Below are 23,555 nucleotides of genomic sequence, written 5' to 3' on the forward strand. Positions count from 1 at the left end.
ATGTTGTCTGGCTATTCCGGTGAACGATTGCTTTTGACCTTATGGATTGGTTCATTGTGGTCGATAGGCTATCTAGCAGTGCCGATGGCCTTTGCAAATTTAGATACAATAGTTGCCGGTGATTATGCCGGCAAACTGTTTTATGCAGTCAACATTATCGGTCTTATCAGTGCCATTATTTTATTGGTAAGTCGACTATTTATTTTTGGTGCTGCTTCATTTCATCGTTATTGGCGAAGCTGGCTTATTTTAGCCATGCTAATAATGAGTGTTGGCTTTCTGATTTTTATCCAGCCAGAGATGGCATCAATAAAATTATTAGATTGGCGTGCAGATCCTAACTTAACAGAACGATTTAATATTTTGCATAAACTAAGTGAAAGTATGTATATGCTAATGAGCTTACTTGGTTTATTGTTAGTGTTAACGACTGATAAACGTTCTGAAGCTGAACAAGTATCCTGATATGGCCAAAAGTAAATCAAGTCAAAGCTGGTTGAAAGAACATTTTGATGATCAGTATGTCAAACAGGCTCAGAAAGAAGGTCATCGTTCACGTGCGACATACAAGTTAAAAGAAATTGATGATAAGGATAAACTCATTCGTCATGGTATGAGTGTGGTTGATCTTGGTTCTGCACCAGGTGGTTGGTCTGACTATGCGCTTGGGAAAGTCGGCGATGCGGGCAAAGTCATTGCTTTGGATATATTAGAAATGACACCATTAACGGGTGTACATTTTATTCAAGGTGACTTTCGTGAAGACGATGTACTGGATAAACTGAATAAAGTTTTGGATGGTCGACAAATAGACCTTGTATTATCGGATATGGCCCCCAATATGACAGGTGTAGGGTCAATAGATCAGCCTTCAAGTATGCACTTGGTTGAGTTGGCTTTAGATTTTGCAGTGAATAATTTAAGTAAAAGCGGTTGCTTTCTTGTCAAAGTATTTCAAGGCGAAGGATTCGAAGCTTTTTTAAAAGAAATGAGAGACAATTTCACAAAAGTTGTTACCCGTAAGCCGGGGGCTTCTCGTGCGAGAAGTCGTGAAGTTTATTTATTGGGGCGTGGTCTCAAATAACATTTAATGGTAACCAGAGGTACCTTACATTGAATGACATGATGAAAAATATTGTTTTGTGGGTAGTCATAGCCGTTGTGCTAATGTCTGTTTTTAATAATTTTGGACCACAAAGTAATGATTCAGGCAGCATGGATTACTCCAGCTTTATCAGCAATGTGAAAAATGGCGCTGTGGCTAAAGTCGATATCCAAGGCAGAACAATTACAGGTGAGATGACGGATGGTAATAAGTTTACAACTTATACTCCTGATTATGACCCTGGTTTGATTGGTGACCTATTAGATAATGGTGTGACCATCAAAGCTGAGCCTGCAGAAAAAACTAGCCTGTTAATGCAGATCTTTATTTCATGGTTCCCAATGCTTTTATTGATTGGCGTCTGGATTTTCTTTATGCGACAAATGCAAGGTGGCGGTGGTAAAAACCCTATGTCATTTGGTAAAAGCAAAGCGCGCATGCTTAATGAAGATCAAGTTAAAGTTACCTTTAAAGATGTTGCGGGTGTAGAAGAAGCGAAAGAAGAAGTTGCTGAACTTGTTGATTTTCTTCGTGATCCAAGTAAATTCCAGAAATTAGGTGGTCGTATCCCTCGTGGTATCTTGATGGCAGGCTCACCTGGTACGGGTAAGACCTTACTGGCTAAAGCGATTGCTGGTGAAGCTAAAGTACCGTTTTTCTCTATTTCTGGTTCTGACTTCGTTGAAATGTTCGTTGGTGTGGGTGCATCACGTGTTCGCGATATGTTCGAGCAAGCTAAAAAACATGCCCCATGTATCATTTTTATCGATGAAATTGATGCTGTAGGTCGTCATCGTGGTGCCGGTATGGGCGGTGGTAATGATGAACGTGAACAAACACTTAATCAGTTATTGGTAGAAATGGATGGTTTTGAAGGTAATGAAGGCGTCATCGTCATTGCGGCAACTAACCGTCCTGACGTTCTTGACCCTGCCTTATTACGTCCTGGTCGTTTTGACCGTCAAGTAGTGGTACCACTTCCTGATATTCGTGGTCGTGAACAGATTCTTAATGTACATCTGCGTAAAGTACCAGCATCTGATGATGTTGATGCAAGAGTAATTGCTCGTGGCACACCAGGATTTTCTGGTGCTGACTTAGCCAACCTTGTTAACGAAGCTGCATTATTTGCTGCTCGTGGTAATAAACGTCTGGTTGGCATGGAACAACTAGAGCTTGCGAAAGATAAAATCATGATGGGTGCAGAACGTCGCTCCATGGTGATGAATGAAAAAGAGAAAGAGTTAACGGCTTATCATGAAGCTGGTCATGCGATCATTGGTCGTCTGGTTCCTGGTCATGATCCTGTTTACAAAGTCAGTATTATTCCAAGAGGTAGAGCATTAGGTGTGACTATGTTCTTACCTACAGAAGACAAATACAGTTACAGTAAACAAACTTTAGAAAGCCAAATCTCAAGTTTGTATGGTGGTCGTTTGGCTGAAGAACTTATCTTTGGTGAAGAAGCGGTCACAACTGGTGCGTCAAATGACATCCAGCGTGCAACAGAGCTTGCTCATAATATGGTTACCAAATGGGGGCTTTCAGATAATATGGGACCCCTGTCTTATGGTGAAGATGAAGGCGAAGTCTTCTTGGGACGCAGTGTAACTCAGCACAAAGCTGTATCTGATTTGACAGCTAAACAGATCGATGAAGATGTAAGACGTGTTATCAACCGTAACTATGACCGTGCAAAACAATTGCTGATTGATAATATGGACAAGCTACACATTATGTCTAAATTATTGATGAAATATGAAACCATTGATAGCGATCAGATTGACGCTATTATGGAAGGTCGTGAACCAGGTGAACCAAAAGACTGGACTGATCGTTCGTCTACACCACCATCTGGTAATACTGAATCTGACTCTTCAGAAACGCCTTCTGGCAAACCAGCTGATCAGCTCCATTAAAATCAGGAAATAACTACGTGATTTTTGATTGTGCGGGCAAGTCCTTGGACTTGTCCGCTCCTCGTATTATGGGCATCGTAAATGTCACCCCTGATTCATTTTCAGATGGTGGCAAATTTCTTAATCATGATGCAGCACTGAAACAAGCTGAAAAACTTATTGCTGAAGGTGCTGATATTCTGGATATCGGCGGTGAGTCTACACGGCCTGGTTCAGACATCGTGGCGGAGCAGGAAGAAATCGAAAGGGTTGCTCCTGTCATTGAATTGATAAGTGCGGAATTCGATATTCCTATTTCTATCGATACAATGAAGCCTGGAGTCATGAGAGCAGCGGTCAAGGCGGGAGCTGGCCTTATAAATGATGTCAATGCTTTACGAACTGAAGGTGCATTGGCAGCTGCTGTAGAGTTGAATGTGCCAGTGTGTTTGATGCATATGCAAGGCACTCCTCAAACCATGCAAAATGAACCCCACTACGACGATGTGGTTGCTGAAGTGAAAGCGTTCTTATTGGAACGCGTAGATACCTGTATAAAGGCAGGCATTAAATCAGAACAAATCATGCTTGATCCCGGCTTTGGTTTTGGTAAACGAGCTCGCCATAATCTTAGGTTGATGAAACATTTATCGAGTCTGACCGAGTTACCATATCCAGTTTTAGTTGGTGTTTCACGTAAGTCTATTATTGGCGATATGTTAAAAGTGACCGTAGATGAACGTTTAGCAGGAAGTTTGTCTCTCGCTGCTATCTCAACATGGTTAGGAGCAAAGCTTATCAGAACACATGATGTGAAAGAGACTCATCAAGCAGTAAAATTAAGTCAGGCAGTTATGCAGGTAGAAGATTTTGACTAAACAAAGACGTTATTTTGGTACAGATGGTATTCGCGGCCATGTTGGTGATGGTGCCGTTACTCCAGATTTTGTATTAAAACTCGGTTGGGCGGTTGGTAGAGTTTTGGCAAAAGAACGTAATAGCAGGGTCATCATTGGTAAAGATACTCGAATTTCGGGTTATATGTTTGAGTCTGCCTTACAGGCTGGATTATCTGCTGCAGGTGTAGATATATATCTGTTAGGGCCAATGCCTACCCCAGCAGTTGCTTATCTAACACGTACTTTTCATGCTCAAGCTGGTATTGTTATCAGTGCTTCTCATAATCCTTACCATGATAATGGAATCAAGTTCTTCTCGGCGCAGGGGACAAAATTACCTGATGAAATAGAGCTGGAAATTGAAGCTATGCTCGAACAACCATTAAAAACGGTTGATTCTACCCGCTTGGGTAAAGCACATCGTATCGGCGATGCAGCAGGTCGATATATTGAGTTTTGTAAGAGCACCATACCGACTGGTATAGATTTAAATGGACTGAAAATCGTTGTTGATTGTGCACATGGTGCTACTTATCACGTTGCTCCGGATGTCTTTAGAGAGTTGGGGGCTAATGTCATTGTTATGGGGGCCGAGCCTGACGGCTTCAATATCAATTTAAACTGTGGCTCCACTGAACCGCGACTTTTACAACAGGCTGTGCTTGAGAATAAAGCAGATCTGGGCCTCGCATTAGATGGCGATGGCGATCGTATTATTATGGTTGATCACCGAGGTGAAATTGTCGATGGTGATGAATTATTATTTATCATCGCCAGAGCAAGACAACGCATGGGGGCAAGTATGCCTGACGTTGTTGGTACTCAGATGTCAAACCTTGGGTTGGAACATGCGCTGGCTAAATTTGACATGTCGCTTCATCGTGCAAAAGTTGGTGATCGTTATGTCATGGAAAAATTGCAACAAGTCGGTAGCCTTCTAGGCGGTGAAGCATCAGGTCACATTATTTGTCTCGATAAAACATCAACAGGTGATGGTATTGTTGCAGCGCTTCAAGTAGTTGCAGAAATTCAGCAAACCAATAATAGCCTGCATGAATTACGCTCAGTGGTAACAAAATATCCTCAACATCTAATTAATGTCAAAGTAAATAAAGTGATCGATCTCAATGAGAATGCTGAGATTAATCATGCCATTTTATCGGTAGAAAAAAGACTGGGTGACGAGGGACGAGTATTGCTTAGAGCCTCAGGAACTGAACCTGTTATCCGGGTCATGGTCGAAGGTATTGATGCAACATTAACCAAACAGTTGGCTGAGGAGCTTGCTTCTGTAATAGAGCAGGAATTGAAAAATTAAACGAGCTGTTTTGATATTAGCTCAGCCTGCCTCTGGTAATTGTTTAACCAGAAGTATTTCATACATTGCATTATCCATAGTGGGTATGTAGTCTGATGTTTCATTTTATATTGAAAGAGAGTGTTAAGTGCGAAAACCACTAGTCGCTGGAAACTGGAAAATGAACGGCTCTAGTGAGAGTAATAAAGCACTACTTGAAGGAATACTCGCTAAAGCCGATACCTTTTCGGATATTGAAGTTGCATTATTTCCACCGTCTGTTTACCTGCAACAAGTACAGTCTGCGCTCACCGGTACAGGTTTAGGCTGGGGTACGCAGAACCTGTCCCAGTTTGAGAAAGGAGCATACACAGGGGAAATTTCGGCTAGCATGCTGGTAGATTTTGGATGCCAGTATGTGTTGATCGGTCATTCAGAAAGACGTTGTTTATATGCTGAGTTGGATCTGGATCAGTGTCTGCTTGATCGTATTATCGCGGAAAAGTATGAAATGGCAGTTAGGGCTGGTATCACGCCAATTATCTGCATTGGAGAAAGTCCGGATGAACACGCGGTCGGTCGCACAGAAGAAGTGGTGTTGAGATTACTTGATACAGTGATTGCGCATCAGGGGGTTGAAGGGCTCGCTCATACCGTTTTAGCATATGAACCTGTATGGGCTATAGGTACAGGACGCTCAGCCACGCCAGAATGGGCTCAAGACGTCCATAGCTTTATGCGTCAACGTGTAGCAAAACACGATAAAGAGATAGCAAAAAATATAAGAATACTTTACGGAGGCAGCATAAAAGGTAATAATGCTGCGCCATTGTTTCTACAACCTGATATTGATGGTGGACTTGTTGGTGGCGGATCACTCGACGCTGATGAATTTGTTAAAATATGTCAGGCCGCAGTTTTAAAATTAGGTTAACAACAACATGCACGCGATTATTCTCACAGTTCATATTATTGCCTGTCTTCTGCTGATTGGGTTTGTTCTGATTCAGCACGGTAAAGGCGCAGATGCAGGTGCTGCATTTGGTGGAGGTGGCGGTGGCGCCTCAGGTAGTCTATTTGGTAGTCAGGGCTCAGCTTCATTTTTAAGCCGTGCCAGCGCGATACTAGCAGCTATCTTTTTTATCACCAGTCTAACATTAGCCTATTTTTCTGTGGATAAACCAGGAAAAGTAAAAAGCGTGACTGAGTCTGTGCCAACAACACAACAAAAAGTCGATAAAACACCTGCAGATTTGCCTGAATTACCGTAGAATACGCAACCTTGATTACCCTTGCCGACGTGGTGGAATTGGTAGACACGCTATCTTGAGGGGGTAGTGCCTTAGGGTGTGCCGGTTCGACTCCGGCCGTCGGTACCAAATTAAAGAACCTGACTAGTGTCAGGTTTTTTTTTGCCTTTTAGGTTTTTATCCTGCAAACAACATATTTCTACAATAATAAAGCTAGGGTAATTGCTAACCTCGGCAATATCTATTTCAATTATAGTGTGTGTGAGTAACGGCAAAATGTCATGAAGGAGCTGATGATATTTTTAGTCAGTTTTATGGCTGATAGGAAGCGATGAGTAGATTGAAATTAAATTTATGAAGTAAGGAGGGCTGTCAATATTCATTTCTTTTTTGTTTAAATATACGGTAGGTCAGAAAAGATTAGATGGTTGAAGGGTATAGCTTCACCAGACAAATATACCAAAACTCAAACCAATCACTATCATGAGATAAGCACTAATGGTTACCCATACTCCTCCTGCATAGGAGTAAAATTTTGATCTATGTTTTAAACATTGTTTATCTATCAACAGATACATTGTTGCACTAAGTAAATAACCAATTATTATCGCTAGAACTATACTGTAAAATGTACCTCTGAATCCGAAAATACCCGAGATACTGTTAGCGGCAAAGACACCTATCCAATGGTTTAGATATAGGGGGTAGGATATCCCACCTAAGAATTCTCCGAAATTACTTTTTTCACCTTTAATTGCTAATAATAAAACAATGGATATAGAAAACGCTGGAGAAAAATATTGATAATTACTATAAATTATTCCGAAAGTACTAGTTATTAAAATAACAAAAAGGATAACTTTTACGAGTGGTTTTTCATAGAAATCACCATATTTGAATGCACAAATTGCAGCGAATACACCTAAAAAAATGGGTGCATAGAGATGTTGATGCCAAGCAATTACTGATAACAGTGCCCAAGTAATGGGATTACGACCAAATTTGCCAAGAAGGACTAATAAAACTGGTGCAAATAAATAGAACTGTTCTTCCGCATTAACACTCCAAAAATGATTTCCAGTTCCATCCAGAGGCATCATATCTTTGTATTCGAGTAGTTGTGGCGGGCCGAAGATATTATAGACAAAGGTGAGTTTGTAAAGAATGAACTCAAACCATTTAAGATTAATTGGATCTTTTAATAAACTGACGACAACTACTAACGCTAGTGCAGCGAAATAAGGAATCCATATCCTGACTGCTCTGTTGAAATAAAACCGTGGTAAATCTTCTTTTCTACTCCTGACTAGAATCCCCCCTATCAACCAGCCACTTAACGCAAAAAAGACATCAACGGCAATACTTCCACTTGGTTCCCACTTGATTAAACCGTCATGGTAGAACATAACGATACTGGCAGCGATAAATCTTACATAATCAAAATAGGGATAATAGGTTTTAAGTTTGGGATTTGTTCTCATTTATATAAATTCTTTATACTGAGGGCGTAAAAATAACTTATCTGGTTAATTGAATAATCAATTAGATGATACGACAAGTCTTTAACAAAAAGAGATTGACTATTTTCATATCAATACTCTGGTGTAATTACTGTATTATTGCCAGAAACAGTTGAAATTGGAAAGGAACAGATGGCTCAAGGCAGGATCAGACAATACGATGCAAAAATTAATGCTATATCACGACTGATTGATAGTGGCATAATCCTGCTAACATTTTTAGCTCTATTCGATATTTTCAATGCAACATGGGATGTGCTCTATATATGGAGTCTTTTGTTCGCTATTGTATTGTTTAACTTCTTTGCTGAGTCACAGGACGCCTACCGCTCTTGGCGTGGTACAGCTCTAAGAGAAGAAGTCTCTGCAGTTATGTTTTCCTGGTTTACCAGTGTTTTTATTCTGGTAATGATTGATATCTTTTTTATTCACTCAGGCTCTTATCTCGATAGTTTTGTTTTTTTATGGTTTTTGTTGACCCCTATCGAGTTAATTTCCTGGCATGCGATTGTGAGAACATCATTAGCTATTCTTCGTGCGCGAGGTGTTAACACCAGAAACGTCGCTATTGTTGGGGAAACAACGCTAGGCAAACGACTGGAACGAGCATTTAATGAAATGGACTGGTCAGGGTTCAGACTGGTTGGTTATTATGATGACCGATCACAAAAACGTGTCGAAACAGAACCTAACTTAGTCGTCACGCATAAAAAAGTAGGTGATTTCAATCAACTGATTGAAGATTGTAAGGCTGGTAAAGTGGATACGGTTTATATCACCCTTGCCATGTCTGCTGAGCATAGAATACGACATATAACTGAGCTATTGGCTGATAGCACTGCCTCGGTGTACTTAGTACCAGACTTGTTCACATTTAATCTTCTTAATTCACGTTGGGTTGACTATCAAGGCATTACGGCTATTTCGGTATATGAAACGCCATTTGCTGGTATCGATAGTATGTTGAAACGATTAGAGGATATTATCCTCAGTTTCGTTATTCTGATGATTATTGCTATACCAATGCTAATAATTGCAGCAGGGATAAAATTTACATCTAAAGGTCCGGTCTTTTTCAAACAAACACGTTACGGTGTAGATGGTGAAAAGATTAAAGTATGGAAATTCCGCACGATGACGGTAACAGAAGATGGAGATACTGTCACACAGGCACAAAAGAATGATAGCCGTATAACACCATTTGGCGGTTTTTTGAGAAGAACATCATTGGATGAGTTACCTCAATTCTTTAATTCATTGGGCGGAAGCATGTCGATTGTAGGCCCAAGACCTCATGCTGTAGCCCATAACGAACAATACCGTGCTCAGATCCAAGGGTACATGCTAAGACATAAAGTCAAACCTGGTATTACTGGATTAGCACAGATTAACGGGTTTAGAGGTGAAACAGATACGTTGGATAAAATGCAAGGGCGTGTGCACTACGATTTGAAATATATACAGAACTGGTCATTATTATTAGATATCGAGATCATTTTCTTAACCATATTCAAAGGATTCGTTGGCAAAAATGCCTACTGAGATTTTCGCTGTAATAATTAGTAGTTTTACTTAACCTAATAAACTTGTTACCTGACATTAGACACGGTATCATATGGCTTCTATTGAAATAGAAGCATCAAGCATTGATGCCAGATAACACTCGTTATCGTCATTATTTTCAATAGCAATCAGAACAATAGACATCAACGGTGATGGCTTTGTAGCAAGATCATTCGCTTGATCTTACACAACGTCAGCGGGTTAGATGTTGTGTAATTAAAGCCAAACTCGCTGTGAGGCGGGGTCGGAAAGCCACAGATCTTTAAATAAAAACATTTTAAAGATGGCTGGGTTGCATTGCTTGTTTTTTCAACTTATGCATAAGGAAGTTTATTATGAAAAAAGCGATGCTATTTGTCGTAGCTTTATTGTTTTCAGTAAGTGTTAACGCCGCAACGTTATCTCTGACTGAAGTTGGTTCAACTATCGCAAGTCAAAGTGCTGATGTCACATCTGGTTCAGTTGTATTAGGTAGTGGTACGGTTTCTACTGGTGGTACTTGGAGTTCTGAGTTTGCATTAACAACAGACGAAGACACACCTGTTGTGATTGCATGGTCATTCAACCCAGCTATTATCGGTGCAACACTAGTTTTTGGTACATTGGGTGATACGGTATCATACGCGATCACTGAAGACTTTAGCTTCACAGCTATGTTGACTGCGGGCGCAGACTATATCTTGAGCATAATTGATGCGACATCAAGTGTAGTTAAATATGATGTATCAGTATCAGCAGTACCTGTACCAGCCGCATTATTCTTGTTTGCCCCTGCCTTATTAGGCTTTTTGGGCATGCGTAGAAAAGCAGCTGTGGCAGCGTAGTTCAAACGAAATAGAAAATAAAAAAGGGAGCTTAAGCTCCCTTTTTTATTGACGTAATGATATTGTAGATTATGCCAGTCAAATTCGGTGTGAAATTAATTGTATCCATTGTACCAAGGTACAATAGACACGACCTAAACGAGACTCGTAAGATGGAAACATCTGAAAAAGTCAGATAGGTAATTATCAAATTAATGATTTGATAATTGATTAAAGCCAAACTCGTCGTGAGGCGGGGTCGGAAAGCCACAGATCTTCAATGAAGAAGATGGCTGGGCTGCATTGCTTGTTTTTAACTTATGCATAAGGAAGTTTATTATGAAAAAAGCGATGCTATTTGTAGTAGCTCTCATGTTCTCTGTTAGTGTCAGTGCAGCGACTCTAACACTCGATGGATTCTCATCATTCAATGCTTCGCAAGAGGTGAGTGTTTCAAGTGGTTCAACCGTTTTAGGCGGTGGCTATGTAACTGAGGGACCTGGCACATGGAATTCGTTATTCAATTTAAGTAGTAATGAAGACACATATGCCAAAATTGAATGGTCATTTAATCCGGAGTCGAACTTCACTAACGCTCAACTTGGATTTACAGCTGAAGGTGATTACCCAGTTTATACAACGCTTCTGAATATTATGGGTGACTATTCTTTCGTCGTATTTTTAGAGGCTGGCGTAGAGTACGCTGTTGATATTATCAATGCTAGTCGTAACGTATTCAAATACGATGTTTCAGTATCAGCCGTACCAGTACCAGCAGCTGTATTCTTATTTGCGCCAGCCTTATTAGGCTTCTTAGGGCTGAGAAGAAAATCAGCAGTTGCTGCATAATAATAAATTAACAGTAATTATTTAACTGTTACAATCTGAAAGGGGGCTAATGCTCCCTTTTTTTTTGAAAAATAGAGTGTTAATATCAATTTTGAATGTTATTTATAGATAAGGATTTTCCATTATGTCAAAGCGTTTCCTTTTGTTCTTTATCGTTGTTGTTTCTCTGTTTTCTTCAACTGTATTTGCTGCCGAACGCTATTTATTAAATTCAGGTGACGTCTTAGACATATCAGTATGGAATGAAGAGTCTTTACAAAAGCAAGTAACCGTCTTACCTGATGGTGTTATTACCTTTCCTTTAGCTGGAGAAGTTGTCGCTAAAGATAAAACGGTGGCAGAGGTTGAAGAAGAATTAACAAAAAAACTCAGCGAATATCTAGCTGATCCTGTTGTTACAGTCTCTGTAACAAGCGTTGACGGTAACAGAGTCCATATCCTGGGAAAAGTACTTAATCCCGGTTCATTTGTGATGAATCAACCTCTAGATGCTATGCAAGCCTTAAGTTTAGCGGGCGGTTTATCTCCTTATGCAGAAGAAAATAATATTATTGTGCTGCGCAGAGATGGGACTAAACAACAAGTACTACCTGTCAAATATGCTGAGATAAAAAAAGGTAAAGCATTAAATACCAATATTACATTGGAGAGTGGTGACGTGATTATCGTACCCTAAGCAAAATAGCTGAGACCCGTGTCCATGAGAAAATATATTCCGCTATTAGTGCCTATTGTGCTGATAAACACCGCATCAGCAGCAGAATGGGTATTTAATGCACAGGCAGACCCTAAATTTAAATATGATGATAACGAATTACTTCGAGAAGATAAGTTGGACGATTTCAGTCTCAATATCGACCCGACTTTATCATTAAGCAGATCACTTGAAAACTCAAGCTCAGAAATACGTTTGGGATATAGAATCAGTAGATACAAAGATTTAAAGGAACTGGATAAAGAAAACCCGTTTGCCAGTTTCAGTACGTCTTATGCTACAGAGAGAAGTACTTACGGATTGAAATTAGACTATGCCGAACGTGAGTCTCGAAGTATTGCTGAAGAAGATACCGCTGACTTTAGTAATATTTCGACAACGATTACAAAAAGTATTTCACCATCTTATAGTTATAGATTGACGGAGTTAGATACGATAAGCACGAGTTTATCCTATCAAACGCGAAAGCAATCTGACGATTCACGAAATAATAACTCGGTTTTTGGTTCATCATCGAATTTAACAGATAATGAAACAGCTAGTCTGAACCTTGCGTGGCAGCATCAATACACAGAAAGGTTAAATGGTGGCTTATCGTTTACGTATGTTAATTATCAAGCCGAATCTGACAGTTTAGACAATGAATACGATTCGTATTCATTAGGGCTGACAAGCGAATATCAATTATCTGAACTGTGGTCTGTCAATGGTTTGCTTGGTGCTCGTTATTTGGATAGTGAAAATAACCCAGTAGTCGGTTCACAGACTTCGGATCAAAGCACAGGTTTAGATTATTCGATAAGCACAACCAGAGAAGATGAATTAAATAGTTATACCTTATCAGCAAGTCGATCCTTACTACCTTCGAGTGAAGGTGATGTCAATGAACAGGATGCTTACACCATTACTTACCGTAGAAACCTGACCGAAAAACTCACCGGTAATTTGTCAGCGAGTTATCGTAAATATCGCAGTGCGGATGATTTAGATAGCACAGAAACAAAATATATTGATTTTTCACCTAGTCTATCGTGGAAATTGGCTGAGGACTGGTCACTTGTTTTTGCGTACAGATATCGTAGTGTTGATGAGTCTGATGGTAAAAATGTTGATGGCAATGCGCTGACGTTCAACATCGATTACAATTGGCATGGAATTCGTTTTTCTCGCTAAATCACAGCAAAGAGCAAATAATAAATGGAAGAAGAAGTAAAGGGCTTAGGAGACTATCTTAATATTCTCTGGCGGAGGAAGGTGTGGATTATTGTCCCTGCTGTGTTATTAGCCATAGCGACAGTAGTAGTAGTCTTTTCTTTACCGGCTACCTACAAATCTCAAGGCACAATACTGATTGAGTCACAAGAAATTCCAAATGACTTAGTCCGTTCAACAGTAACCAGTTATGCTGACCAACGAATCGAAGTCATCAAACAACGCCTAATGACCACATCCAGAGTCATGGAGATGGTCAGAAAATATGATCTTTACCGTACAGAACGTCAAAAAATGGCAGCTACTTCAACCATAGTAGAGTTATTTAAGTCTAATGTAAGTGTGGACTTAGTTCAGGCGAACGTGACGGATCCAGTTAGTGGTCGTGCTAAACGAGCTAGTATTGCTTTTACCGTCTCTTTTATGGATAAATCGCCTCAAAAAGCACAACAGGTGGCTAATGAGCTCGTAACCGAATTCTTGAATGAAAACGTCAAAGCCCGTACTGACCGGGCCGCAGAAACTAAAGACTTCCTCAAAGAAGAGGGTGATAAGTTTCAGGCAAAAGTTCGTGAACTGGAAAAACAAATTGCTGAGTTCAAAGACCGTTATAGTGGTAGCTTACCTGAGTTATTACAGTACAACCTTTCAATGATCGAAAGACTGGGTGACGAGCAAAATACGAATCAAAACGAAATTTTATTACTAAAAGATCAAATCACTACATTAAGTCTCCAGCTTTCAACTATCCCAATGTATTTACCATTAGGTGTGACGGCGAGTACTGGAAATGAAACCAGTACTTCAGAAGTGCGACTGGAGCAATTGAGAATTGAATACAGTACTCTATTATCAAAATACGAACCAACGCATCCTGATGTGGTAAGAGTGAAACGACAAATTGATGCCTTAGAAAAAGAGCTGGGTGTCACAGGGAATGATGCTCAAGTCATTCAAGCTGAATTAGACCAGGCAAAGACAGAGTTAAACACGCTGAGTGAAAAATATGCTGATAATCACCCAGACATAAAAGCACAAAAAAATAAGATTGCCGGCCTGGAAAAACGCCTGGAAAACGCTGATAGTCAACCAGCTGAAACAACGACATCATCCGAACGATTGAATCCCGCTTATGTGCAACTCAAATCCAAAATAGACTCAACGGAAAATGAAGTGTCTCGCTTAAGAGTTCGTCAGGAAGAGATTAAAACAAAACTTGCTGAATTTGAACGCCGTGTTTCGGAAACATACCAAGTTCAGCGGGCATATGATGAGTTGACACGTGATCACGAAAATACAGTAGCCAAATATCGTGAATTACGTGCTAAGCAATTACAAGCTGAACTGGCACAGAATTTGGAGTCAGAGAACAAAGGTGAAAGCTTTACTTTAATCGAACCGCCAGCAGTGCCTTCAAAAGCAGAGAAACCTAACAGACCTAAATTGCTCGTTCTTGGCTTAGGTGCATCGATGGGAGCAGGATTAGGCTTAGCTCTTTTGGTTGAGATGTTCTTTGGTGGCGTAAGAGGGTATACACAAGTTGCTCATATCGTTGGTAAATCACCGCTGGTTGTTATCCCTGTTATCACAACAACACGAGAACTGGCTCGCAGAAAAACATTAAGAAACCGCTGGATCATTATTGCTATTCTGTTAGCTATTGCATCAGTGATAGCAGTACACTTTTACGTGATCAATCTCGAAGTGCTGTGGTATCGATTAATGCGAAAAGTAAGTTTGCTTTAACTGTACCTGATTCTTTGAGTAGGAAATAAGAATGGATAGAATTCAAAAAGCCTTAGACAAAGCAAAGCAAAAGCATGCTGGGATCGAGGGTGAGCCAGAAAATACAACTGTATCTACGAAAATTGATATAAATACCTCTTTTCCTGAAGACCCATTAGCGCCACCGTTACAGAATATTGAATATACACAAACAAAAGTCGTTAAAACACCACCCAGTGTTCTGGAAAACAACCGTGTTATTGCCGGTCATTACAATAATCCGCAATCAGCAGTATTTCGTATGTTGCGAACACAAGTTCTGCAGAAAATGCGGCAAAATGACTGGCAGACTTTGGCCATTACATCGCCCACAGCAGGCGAAGGTAAATCTTTGGTATCGTCTAATCTAGCCGTAGCGATTGCTATGGAACTCAATCAGACAGTGCTTTTGGTTGATATGGATTTAAGAAATCCTTCGATTGCCAGTTACTTTGGATTAAATGTAGAAGGGGGGTTGAAAGAATATCTTGAAGAAGATTTATATCTTCACCATGTTCTAGTAAACCCTGGCGTAGAAAGACTGGTTATCCTACCGGGAAAGGGGAGAGCTGAAGATTCAGCCGAGTTACTCTCAAGTCCAAAAATGGCATCATTAGTGAAAGATATTAAATCGCAATACAACTCGCGGTTGATTATTTTTGATGTACCACCTTTATTACAGACCGATGATGTTTTGATGTCTTCCAATTATTTTGACTGTACTTTACTGGTGCTGGAAGATGGAAAAAATAATGAAGAGAACATTAAAAAGTCGTTACAACTATTAGAAGGTTCACATCTCGTCGGAACTGTGCTTAACAAAGCAGAAAGACATCCAACCCATCAGAATTATTAATTCATGTATACAGAACATTTTGGTCTGAATTTCAAGCCGTTTAACCTGGTTCCTGATCCTAAGTTTTTATACCTTAGCCCTGTACATAAAAAAGCCTTAACCATGCTCGAATATGGCTTAATGAGTCAGGCGGGCTTTACTGTCGTTACCGGAGAGATTGGTGCGGGTAAAACAACATTAATTCGGTCCCTGTTAAAAAAACTGGATGATGAATACCTGATCGGATTGATTAACAACACCAGTGAATCCTTTGGCGAATTAATGGAGTGGGTACTTGATGCACTCGAAATCCCATCATCAGCCACTGATAACGCGGGTCGCTATCGTGATTATGTTGATTTTGTTGTTGAACAACATGCGAAAGGTAAAAAAATCGTTCTGATTGTAGACGAAGCTCAAAACTTATCCGTTAAGGCTTTGGAAGAGTTAAGACTACTTTCAAATGTCAATATTGATGCAGATATCTTTATGCAATTAGTATTAACTGGCCAGCCTGAACTCAGTGATAAACTTAATTTACCGGAGCTTGAACAGTTTGCTCAGCGTATTGGAGTTGAATATCACTTAAAAGCATTGAGCTATCCAGAAACACAAAAATACATTGAACACCGAATGGAAGTTGCCGGTGCAGACCATAAGATTTTTACCAATGAAGCATGCGCTGCTATCTTCTGCTATAGCGAAGGCGTACCAAGACGTATTAATAACCTATGTGACTTTGCTCTAGTATATGCTTTTGCTGATGATTCGAAAGAGGTCAATGTCAATACGGTAATTGACATGATTAAAGACAAACGCTCATCTACCATTATTAGAACAAAAGACAGTCAAAACCCTGATGTTAAGCGTGTAAGAAGCTGGTTGTTAGAGCTTTATAATATTCATTTAGTTTGAGATAACTTTTCAAAATTTCTGACAATGTGATTTCGTTCACGATTCATTATTTGTCTGAAAGGTAAATTATCACTGCAGTTCTAAAAACTTTCTGCCCCCCAGAGAGTTTTTGAGCCCAGTGGATGACACTGGGCTTTTTTTGAACCATATCTCAGTGACTTTGACTAAAGTAATTAGAAACTCAAGTCGTTATACTGTTTGTAAGTTCACAAAAATATAAAAAAAGATTTTTCAGTTTAAATTGTGTGAGAGAAATCACTAATACAACTGTGAATCAAGCATATTATTAATCTGTGTCATCTTATTATCACGGGGGGGGGATGGACATGAAAAAAGTAATCAAATTATTTATTGCAATCGCATTTTTTATTAACTGTACAGCAGTTTTTTCTTCAGAATACTACTTTTGTGACACGGGTGATGACAATAACCCTGGTACTGTAGACAAGCCAATGCAAACTTATGCTAAAGCTACAACATTATTTAACACGATGCTTCCTGGAAGCAGCATTAACTTTTGTCGTGGAGGACAGTTTGTAGTTGACAGCACTCCTAGATTCTATAATTCATCATGTCACAAAGATGCTGTTTGTGAAATAAAGGACTATGGCGATTCGAATAAACCAATGCCAGTCATATTATCACTAAACGGCTCTAGTCCATTTAATTTTGAGGATGGTGGACCATCGAATGCAGATGGCGGCTATGTTGTACGTAATATCAGTCTCATATCATCAGGTGGTGGTGTAGGTGTTAGGCTCTCCAATGAAGTGAACGATACATTGATTGATAACGTTTATATTGATGGGTTTGATATCGGAGTATATTTCGCTGGCGCGAATAAGCCTGCTAATAAGCTTTCTAATGGTTCAAATGACAGAATTAAATTAATCAACTCAAGAATTATCAATAGCAGTAAAATTGGTTTCTTAGGGACGTGTAACGATTGCCTCATAGAAAAGAATACTTTTGAACGTAATGGTAGCCATGGGATATTGGACCACAATATATATCTGAGTAGTGCCTCTAAAGCTTCAACAGGTATAACAATAAGAGATAACTTTCTATACAAGTCCTCAATTGTGGATGGCAAATGCAATGGAGTATCGCTTGTTGCTCATGGAGTTTTCCATGATTTAGTCATCACTAACAACACCGTGAAAGAGGACGCAGGAAAAGTTTCTTTGGCTTGTTGGGGGATAAGTGTTGATACGGGCTACCAGCAATACGAAGAATATTTCAAGAATGTCAAAATTACGAACAATACATTAATTAATGTCGGTGGAACAGCAATCGGTTGTGCATCATGTGATGGGCTTGAAATTACCGGAAATAAGATAATTGATGAAGGAGGGATTCTAATTACTGGTATTAGCGTTCCTGTGAGGGATGAAGACAGTTTTAAATCAAGCAATGTGTTAATACGTAACAATAAGATTGTCAGTACAACTCCAAAATTCTCTGGTATTAAGATTGGCGGTGATAACCCCTATGAGGTAAGCAATAATCAGATATGGCAACCAGAGAACACCACTGTTGAATGCATAATAAGAAAACTGGTGAACACCAATACAGATATAAGCCAGAATGACTGTGAGTATCATAATGGTTTAAAACTTGATAAATTGTTAGTTGATACTGTTGAAATTATACATGTAGCTGATGAAGGTAATTTAGATTCGTACTCCATAAAAAATGAATCTGATAATGCTACCTACAATCAACCGGAAACTATAATTGATACAAAACCAAGTCGACTGACAAATAAAACCATTGATATTGAGGCTAATACAGAACAAAATGCCCATGCTCCGACAGGAGGTGGCTCATCTCATTCTAGCTCACCTTCTAGCTCTGGAACTTCATCTGGACGAAACATAAACATTCCAAAAGATGAAACAACTACTAAATTGAGTAATGATACTAGTGAAAAATCAAGATTCACTTCACCCTTGTCTACTACAGTAATACAAGAGGATAGTAAGAGTCTAGACAACACTCCAACACCTACTAATGCAGTAAAAGAGAATGTTAGAAAGCCAAGCTCGATTAGGAGTATTACTATTAAAGATGTAATAGATGCTTCACGAGAGGATTATAAAGAGGTTAATGCATCTACATGCAGGGCTTATTCTAGAGATGTTTGTTTAATGCGTTAGTGTCAAAAACTGCCTTTTGGTTGTATAGTCACGTTGATGCCTACACTGTGTGTGGGCATTTTTTTAGAGTAATATAGATAGTATCTTTTAGTTAGGGTAATAATTAATCTTCAAGGGATGATATGACTAAAAAAAAAGCAGTGTATGTTTTAGTGAGTGATGAAAATGATCACTATACTGAGATGGCAATATTGTCTGCTAGCTGCCTGAGAAAATTCTCACCATCACTCGCTATTGAATTGGTGATTGATAAAAAAACATTCACAGGTTTATCTAATTATAGAAAAAAAATACTCGATTTAGTGGATCTAGTAAATGTCGTTGATTGTCTAGGTGAAAATAATGCATTCACGAGTCGTATAATAAAAACACAGCTTAGGAAGTTCGTAACTGGTGATTATGTTTACATAGATATTGATGCTGTACCTGTCGCCGACATCAGTTCAGTTTTCGAATGTAATACCGATCTAGCAATGGTATATGATCATAATGTAAAAAAACCAAAGGATTTCGTGTTTTATGATTACGAACGTAAAACTTTTGATGACATGAGTTGGGAGTTACCAAAAGAATATTTTAACTCTGGTGTTATGTTTGTGAAGGACTCATTAAGGGTAACTAGATTCTTTGAAGTCTGGCATAATCTTTGGCTTCAGAATAGTGCACTTGGTTTACATAAAGACCAACCACCAATGCATGAGGCTATAAAAAAAACAAAGATAGACGTAGAGCCACTTGAGCCTTGCTGGAATCTTTTAATTGGATTGCAAAAAGGTATTTGTGCAAAAAAACCAAAAATATACCACTACAGTACCATAAGATTTGATTCTAGAAGTGATACATGGTTTCATCAAATCGTAAAAGATATGAAAAAAAACAGCACAATGGATGAGAAGTTTTTATATGAAATAATCTCTACAAAATATCCATGGACAAATAAAAACTCTATTCGATTAAATTTTGCTGTTGGCAACTATCATCGTTTACCTCTACTAATATTTAATAAACTCTTTTAGTCACTCCCACAGATTGCCTGAGTTGAAGCTTCTCTCCACCTTTAATTTTAGCAACAGTTAATTGACTAATATTTAGTAACTTCAACACTAACATTTAGGTAATTTCTAATTTATGTCTGGAATTGAAATAAGTAAGAAAATTATACTGATCAATTCTTTAAGTTCAGCTATATCTCTCCTTTTAAGTATGTCTGTTCTTGTATGGTTGCAGCAATACCTCCTCAAACATATATCTGCAAGCGAATACAGTCTTATACCTATCGTCTTATCCGCAATGGCATTTGCTCCGTTAATGACAACTGTGCTCACCGGTGGTTTATCTAGATTCGTTACAGTTGCTTATGCAAAGAATGACCTAGAACAAATAAATACCATTTGTTCAACAATGTTTCCCATATTATTTTTAGCGGGAATAGTTTTTCTCATAGTGGGGTGGTGGATTGCTTGGAATATAGATACCTTTCTAGTTATAGCACCTCAATACCTTTTAGATGCCAAAATTATGCTCGCACTTATGGTGTTTTCAACTGCGGTAAGACTACCTTTGACTGTATTTTTGTCAGGCTTTATGGTGAGACAAAAACTAGTTTGGCAAGATCTAATTGACATTACATGTAATCTATTTCGAATTGCTTTACTATTTTGTTTATTATTTGGGCTTAGCGCCAAAGCCCTTTGGGTCACTGTTGCATTAGTTTGTAGTGAGCTATTAAATTTGGCTATTTCAACACCTATATCATTAAAACTATTACCTGCACAGAAAGTTTCATTTAGAAAGTTTAAGAAAACATTAGCAAAAGAGATTACAGCATTTGGCAGTTGGTGGTTTGTAGGCAGTCTGGCCGATGTAATTAAAAAAGCTATGGATCCCCTAATCCTTAATCGTTTTTCAACTGCATTTGAAGTCACTGTCTTTTATGTGTCAGACCTAGTGCCTAGAACAATGATTCAGATTCTCATGCCTATCAGTAAGCCATTCTTTCCTATTTTAGCTGGTATGGTTGCAACTCAAGACAATGTACGATTGAGAAACACATACACCAGAACAGCTCGGTATCATACTTGGATAGTGCTTATGATAGCTGTCCCTGTTGTATGTTTTAGTACGGAACTGATGCATCTTTATCTGAACGGGCAATATGACAAAGCTGGTGGCGTAATGGCCATTCTAATGGGCGTAACTATTATGAACGCTCTGAATGCCCTCGGGGCAGCTGTGGCATTAGCATCTGGTGATATGAGGGGACTCTCCTTACGTGTAATATTTATTCAAATAACAAACTTGCTCTTAACCTTTCTCTTTGTTGTTCGCTATGAACAAGGGGCCTATGGTTCAGCTTATGCATCAATAATTGCGGTCGTTATCTTAGATGTTACGTTAAAATGGCCATTTTGTAGGAGGCTTGCACATACACCTTTCATTTATTGGTTTAAAGAGTGTCTTATCCCAACATTTATTCCAGCACTTCCAGCTCTGTTATTCTGCTTATTTGTTAAATCAGAATATGATATCGATAGCTGGGTTAAACTCATATCTGTTTCAGCACTTAGTGCATTCGTATACATTGTATTTATTGTGAAATTTGGGTTAAGGACTCAAGATAAGATGGATCTGATGAGAATGTCTCAGATTGATAAGGTCCCTGAGCCTATGAAAAAAGTCCTGAAGCTTCTTGCTAAGTCATAACTATTCGAAGAGCTATTTATGGAAATAAAAAAAAATGTCCTAGCCTACTTACCTCACCATATAAAACCTTATGGTATTGGTTATGCAGCTCACTCTCTTGCAATGGGAATGAATAATCACTTATTGGTTTCTGAGCTTTTATCTCTCAAATCTGACTTCGCGAAAGGTGAAAATCACGTAAAAGAAACATATCCGACAGATTGGATTTATAGAGTAGCTTCTCGCTTTAAGGGCGAGCATCACATGATAAAAAAAGCAGAAATGAAGTTAAGAGTAATTTCAGAACGCTATGAGGTTGTTCATTTATGGCCTGGGTGCTCTATAGACACCGTTAAGTATATTAAAAATACTGGAGCTAAAATAATAATTGAGAATATTAACTGCCACCATAAAACCTCAATTTCTATATTAAATGAAGAATATAAACGGATAGGGTTGGATGATAGCTATAATATTCCTGAGTCGAAATTAATAGCTGAAAACGCTATTTTAGAGTATGCAAACTTTATTTTTAGCCCAAGCCCACAAGTAACAAACTCTCTTGCAGGGGCCGGTATTTCTCATGAAAAGATATTAAATACTTCTTATGGTCTTGATACTGATGATTTAATATCAACTGCTCGAATAGAGGGTAAGAGTCATAATGAATTCACAGCGCTGTTTGTTGGTAGTGTTATTCCCAGGAAAGGGGTGCACCTTCTTCTCGAATACTGGCAAGCTTCCAAGATTAAAGGAAAATTAAAGATTATTGGTAAAGTTGATAGTGTTATGAAGGCTGTCCTTGCAAAATATGAAGCTGACCCATCAATAGAGTTTATATCTTTTACTAACGATTTAAACTCTCATTACTCAACTGCTGATGTTTTTCTTATGCCAAGCTTAGAAGAAGGAAGCCCGCTCGTAACTTATTTAGCTATAGGGGCTGGTTTACCTTGCTTAGTTTCACCGATGGCTGGCGATGGTATTATTAGAGAAAACATCGAAGGTTATATTATTGAGCCTCATAATAAGCTAGGGTGGATAGATAAGTTGCAAACGATCTATGAAAATAGACAATTAAGAATGGCCCTTGCATTAGCGTCTAGACAGCGGGCTGAAGAGTTTTTATGGAACAATGTCGCAACGAAGAGAGCTCAGCAAATTCTGACTAAAGTGATAAGTTAATTGTGAATGTTTTAATATTAGGTGGAACAGGTTTTCTTGGGAACCATGTAACAGATGTTATCGTTGCCAAAGGACATAACGTCCGTATATTTGATAAGTCAGTTGTTGAACGCAGTGATGTAGAGTTTATTAACGCTGACTTCTCAGATAGGATGGCATTATCAGGAGCATTGATAGGTATTGATGTTGTCATTCATATGATAAGCACATCTGTGCCAAGTACATCTAATCATGATCCAATTAGTGATATAAATGGTAATTTAGTAAATACTATAAATCTTTTGGATTTGATGCGACAGGCAAATGTCTCAAATCTTGTATATTTCTCTTCCGGCGGAACCGTTTATGGCATTCCTGATTATTCACCTATGGATGAGAATCATAAAACTAATCCAATCTGTAGCTATGGGATTGTTAAACTGGCCATAGAAAAATATCTACACATGTACCATTCTTTGTATGGAATAAGCTCTACTATTTTAAGGCCATCTAATCCATATGGACCGGGGCAAAAGCGTATGGGAGTGCAAGGATTTATAGGTACTTGCCTTCACGCAGCAGTTAAAAACTCAAAGTTAACTGTATGGGGGGACGGTAGTGTTATTCGTGATTATATTTACGTCTCGGATATGGTAAATGCAACCATTAAAGCAATGGAACTGTTACCTCAGGGAGTCTTTAACATCAGTAGTGGGAAGGGATATTCACTCAATGAAATTATTTTGACCATTGAGATGTTAACAAATAAAAAAATAAACGTTGAATATCGAGAACAACGAAACTTTGATGTGCCAGAAATGATTCTTGATAACACTAAGGCCTTAAAAAAATTAGCTTGGGAACCGTTGATCAGCCTTGATGCTGGGTTGAAGCAATCGTTGAGCTTTTTTGAAGATTACTAACT

General features: G+C 38.8%; 21 protein-coding genes, 1 tRNA gene and 2 riboswitches. Of the genes, 21 read left to right on the forward strand and 1 reads right to left on the reverse strand.

Translation table 11 applies throughout. From position 1 onward, the window contains the following. From BM232_RS06780 to BM232_RS06815, 8 genes are all read left to right on the forward strand, one after another. Positions 1-465: a DUF4149 domain-containing protein gene (locus BM232_RS06780; RefSeq protein WP_091712693.1), complete on the forward strand. Its 465-nt coding sequence runs from the start codon at positions 1-3 to the stop codon at positions 463-465. Between the two features lies 1 nt (position 466). Continuing rightward, positions 467-1,084, forward strand: a complete 618-nt coding sequence (rlmE, locus tag BM232_RS06785; RefSeq protein WP_091712695.1) for a 23S rRNA (uridine(2552)-2'-O)-methyltransferase RlmE — start codon at positions 467-469, stop codon at positions 1,082-1,084. Between the two features lie 38 nt (positions 1,085-1,122). Next, positions 1,123-3,024 carry an ATP-dependent zinc metalloprotease FtsH gene (ftsH, locus tag BM232_RS06790; protein ID WP_091712698.1) on the forward strand — a complete coding sequence of 634 codons (1,902 nt, stop codon included), beginning with the start codon at positions 1,123-1,125 and terminating at the stop codon, positions 3,022-3,024. A gap of 17 nt (positions 3,025-3,041) precedes the next feature. Then, the gene (folP, locus tag BM232_RS06795; RefSeq protein ID WP_091712700.1) at positions 3,042-3,881 is read left to right on the forward strand and encodes a dihydropteroate synthase; all 840 of its coding nucleotides are present in this window, start codon (positions 3,042-3,044) and stop codon (positions 3,879-3,881) included. After that, positions 3,874-5,220 (forward strand): phosphoglucosamine mutase, encoded by a 1,347-nt coding sequence (gene glmM / locus BM232_RS06800; RefSeq protein WP_091712703.1) that lies wholly within the window; start codon positions 3,874-3,876, stop codon positions 5,218-5,220. The genes folP and glmM overlap by 8 nt, the downstream gene beginning before the upstream one ends. A 127-nt stretch (positions 5,221-5,347) precedes the next feature. Continuing rightward, entirely contained in the window at positions 5,348-6,133 is a 786-nt protein-coding gene (gene tpiA / locus BM232_RS06805) for a triose-phosphate isomerase (protein WP_091712705.1), read from the forward strand. A 7-nt stretch (positions 6,134-6,140) separates the two neighbouring features. Further along, positions 6,141-6,470: a preprotein translocase subunit SecG gene (gene secG, locus BM232_RS06810; RefSeq protein WP_091712708.1), complete on the forward strand. Its 330-nt coding sequence runs from the start codon at positions 6,141-6,143 to the stop codon at positions 6,468-6,470. Between the two features lie 23 nt (positions 6,471-6,493). Next, positions 6,494-6,578, forward strand: a tRNA-Leu gene (locus BM232_RS06815). Between the two features lie 314 nt (positions 6,579-6,892). On the opposite strand, the gene BM232_RS06820 is transcribed toward BM232_RS06815, so the two are convergent. Further along, entirely contained in the window at positions 6,893-7,930 is a 1,038-nt protein-coding gene (locus tag BM232_RS06820) for an acyltransferase family protein (RefSeq protein ID WP_091712710.1), read from the reverse strand. A 171-nt stretch (positions 7,931-8,101) separates the two neighbouring features. Between BM232_RS06820 and BM232_RS06825 the strand changes: the two genes are divergently transcribed. From BM232_RS06825 to BM232_RS06885, 13 genes are all read left to right on the forward strand, one after another. Next, positions 8,102-9,511, forward strand: a complete 1,410-nt coding sequence (locus BM232_RS06825) for an undecaprenyl-phosphate glucose phosphotransferase (protein WP_091712712.1) — start codon at positions 8,102-8,104, stop codon at positions 9,509-9,511. Between the two features lie 232 nt (positions 9,512-9,743). Then, positions 9,744-9,832: riboswitch (cyclic di-GMP riboswitch) on the forward strand. A 35-nt stretch (positions 9,833-9,867) separates the two neighbouring features. Continuing rightward, positions 9,868-10,356 (forward strand): hypothetical protein, encoded by a 489-nt coding sequence (locus tag BM232_RS06830; RefSeq protein WP_091712715.1) that lies wholly within the window; start codon positions 9,868-9,870, stop codon positions 10,354-10,356. Between the two features lie 205 nt (positions 10,357-10,561). After that, positions 10,562-10,641, forward strand: a riboswitch (cyclic di-GMP riboswitch). A 33-nt stretch (positions 10,642-10,674) separates the two neighbouring features. Then, complete coding sequence (locus BM232_RS06835) at positions 10,675-11,184, forward strand: hypothetical protein (protein ID WP_091712718.1); 510 nt, start codon at positions 10,675-10,677, stop codon at positions 11,182-11,184. A gap of 124 nt (positions 11,185-11,308) precedes the next feature. Continuing rightward, entirely contained in the window at positions 11,309-11,860 is a 552-nt protein-coding gene (locus BM232_RS06840; protein WP_091712719.1) for a polysaccharide biosynthesis/export family protein, read from the forward strand. A 24-nt stretch (positions 11,861-11,884) separates the two neighbouring features. Beyond that, the gene (locus BM232_RS06845; protein ID WP_091712721.1) at positions 11,885-13,072 is read left to right on the forward strand and encodes a porin family protein; all 1,188 of its coding nucleotides are present in this window, start codon (positions 11,885-11,887) and stop codon (positions 13,070-13,072) included. A 24-nt stretch (positions 13,073-13,096) separates the two neighbouring features. Continuing rightward, complete coding sequence (locus BM232_RS06850; protein WP_091712723.1) at positions 13,097-14,857, forward strand: Wzz/FepE/Etk N-terminal domain-containing protein; 1,761 nt, start codon at positions 13,097-13,099, stop codon at positions 14,855-14,857. A gap of 31 nt (positions 14,858-14,888) precedes the next feature. Next, complete coding sequence (locus tag BM232_RS06855) at positions 14,889-15,731, forward strand: CpsD/CapB family tyrosine-protein kinase (RefSeq protein ID WP_091712725.1); 843 nt, start codon at positions 14,889-14,891, stop codon at positions 15,729-15,731. Between the two features lie 3 nt (positions 15,732-15,734). Next, a complete protein-coding gene (locus BM232_RS06860) occupies positions 15,735-16,625 on the forward strand; it encodes an ExeA family protein (protein WP_091712728.1) in 891 nt (296 codons plus the stop codon). 326 nt (positions 16,626-16,951) lie between these two features. Beyond that, positions 16,952-18,784: a right-handed parallel beta-helix repeat-containing protein gene (locus BM232_RS06865; RefSeq protein WP_143092268.1), complete on the forward strand. Its 1,833-nt coding sequence runs from the start codon at positions 16,952-16,954 to the stop codon at positions 18,782-18,784. A gap of 122 nt (positions 18,785-18,906) precedes the next feature. Continuing rightward, complete coding sequence (locus BM232_RS06870) at positions 18,907-19,800, forward strand: glycosyltransferase (RefSeq protein WP_091712732.1); 894 nt, start codon at positions 18,907-18,909, stop codon at positions 19,798-19,800. Positions 19,801-19,912: 112 nt separating this feature from the next. Further along, positions 19,913-21,487: a lipopolysaccharide biosynthesis protein gene (locus tag BM232_RS06875; protein WP_091712735.1), complete on the forward strand. Its 1,575-nt coding sequence runs from the start codon at positions 19,913-19,915 to the stop codon at positions 21,485-21,487. A gap of 18 nt (positions 21,488-21,505) precedes the next feature. Beyond that, on the forward strand, positions 21,506-22,651 hold the full coding sequence (locus BM232_RS06880; RefSeq protein ID WP_091712763.1) for a glycosyltransferase family 4 protein: 1,146 nt from the start codon (positions 21,506-21,508) through the stop codon (positions 22,649-22,651). Between the two features lie 2 nt (positions 22,652-22,653). Next, a complete protein-coding gene (locus tag BM232_RS06885; protein ID WP_091712765.1) occupies positions 22,654-23,553 on the forward strand; it encodes an NAD-dependent epimerase/dehydratase family protein in 900 nt (299 codons plus the stop codon). Positions 23,554-23,555: the final 2 nt, after the last annotated feature.

Origin of the sequence: Methylophaga sulfidovorans (assembly GCF_900114205.1) — a bacterium.
GTDB lineage: Bacteria > Pseudomonadota > Gammaproteobacteria > Nitrosococcales > Methylophagaceae > Methylophaga > Methylophaga sulfidovorans.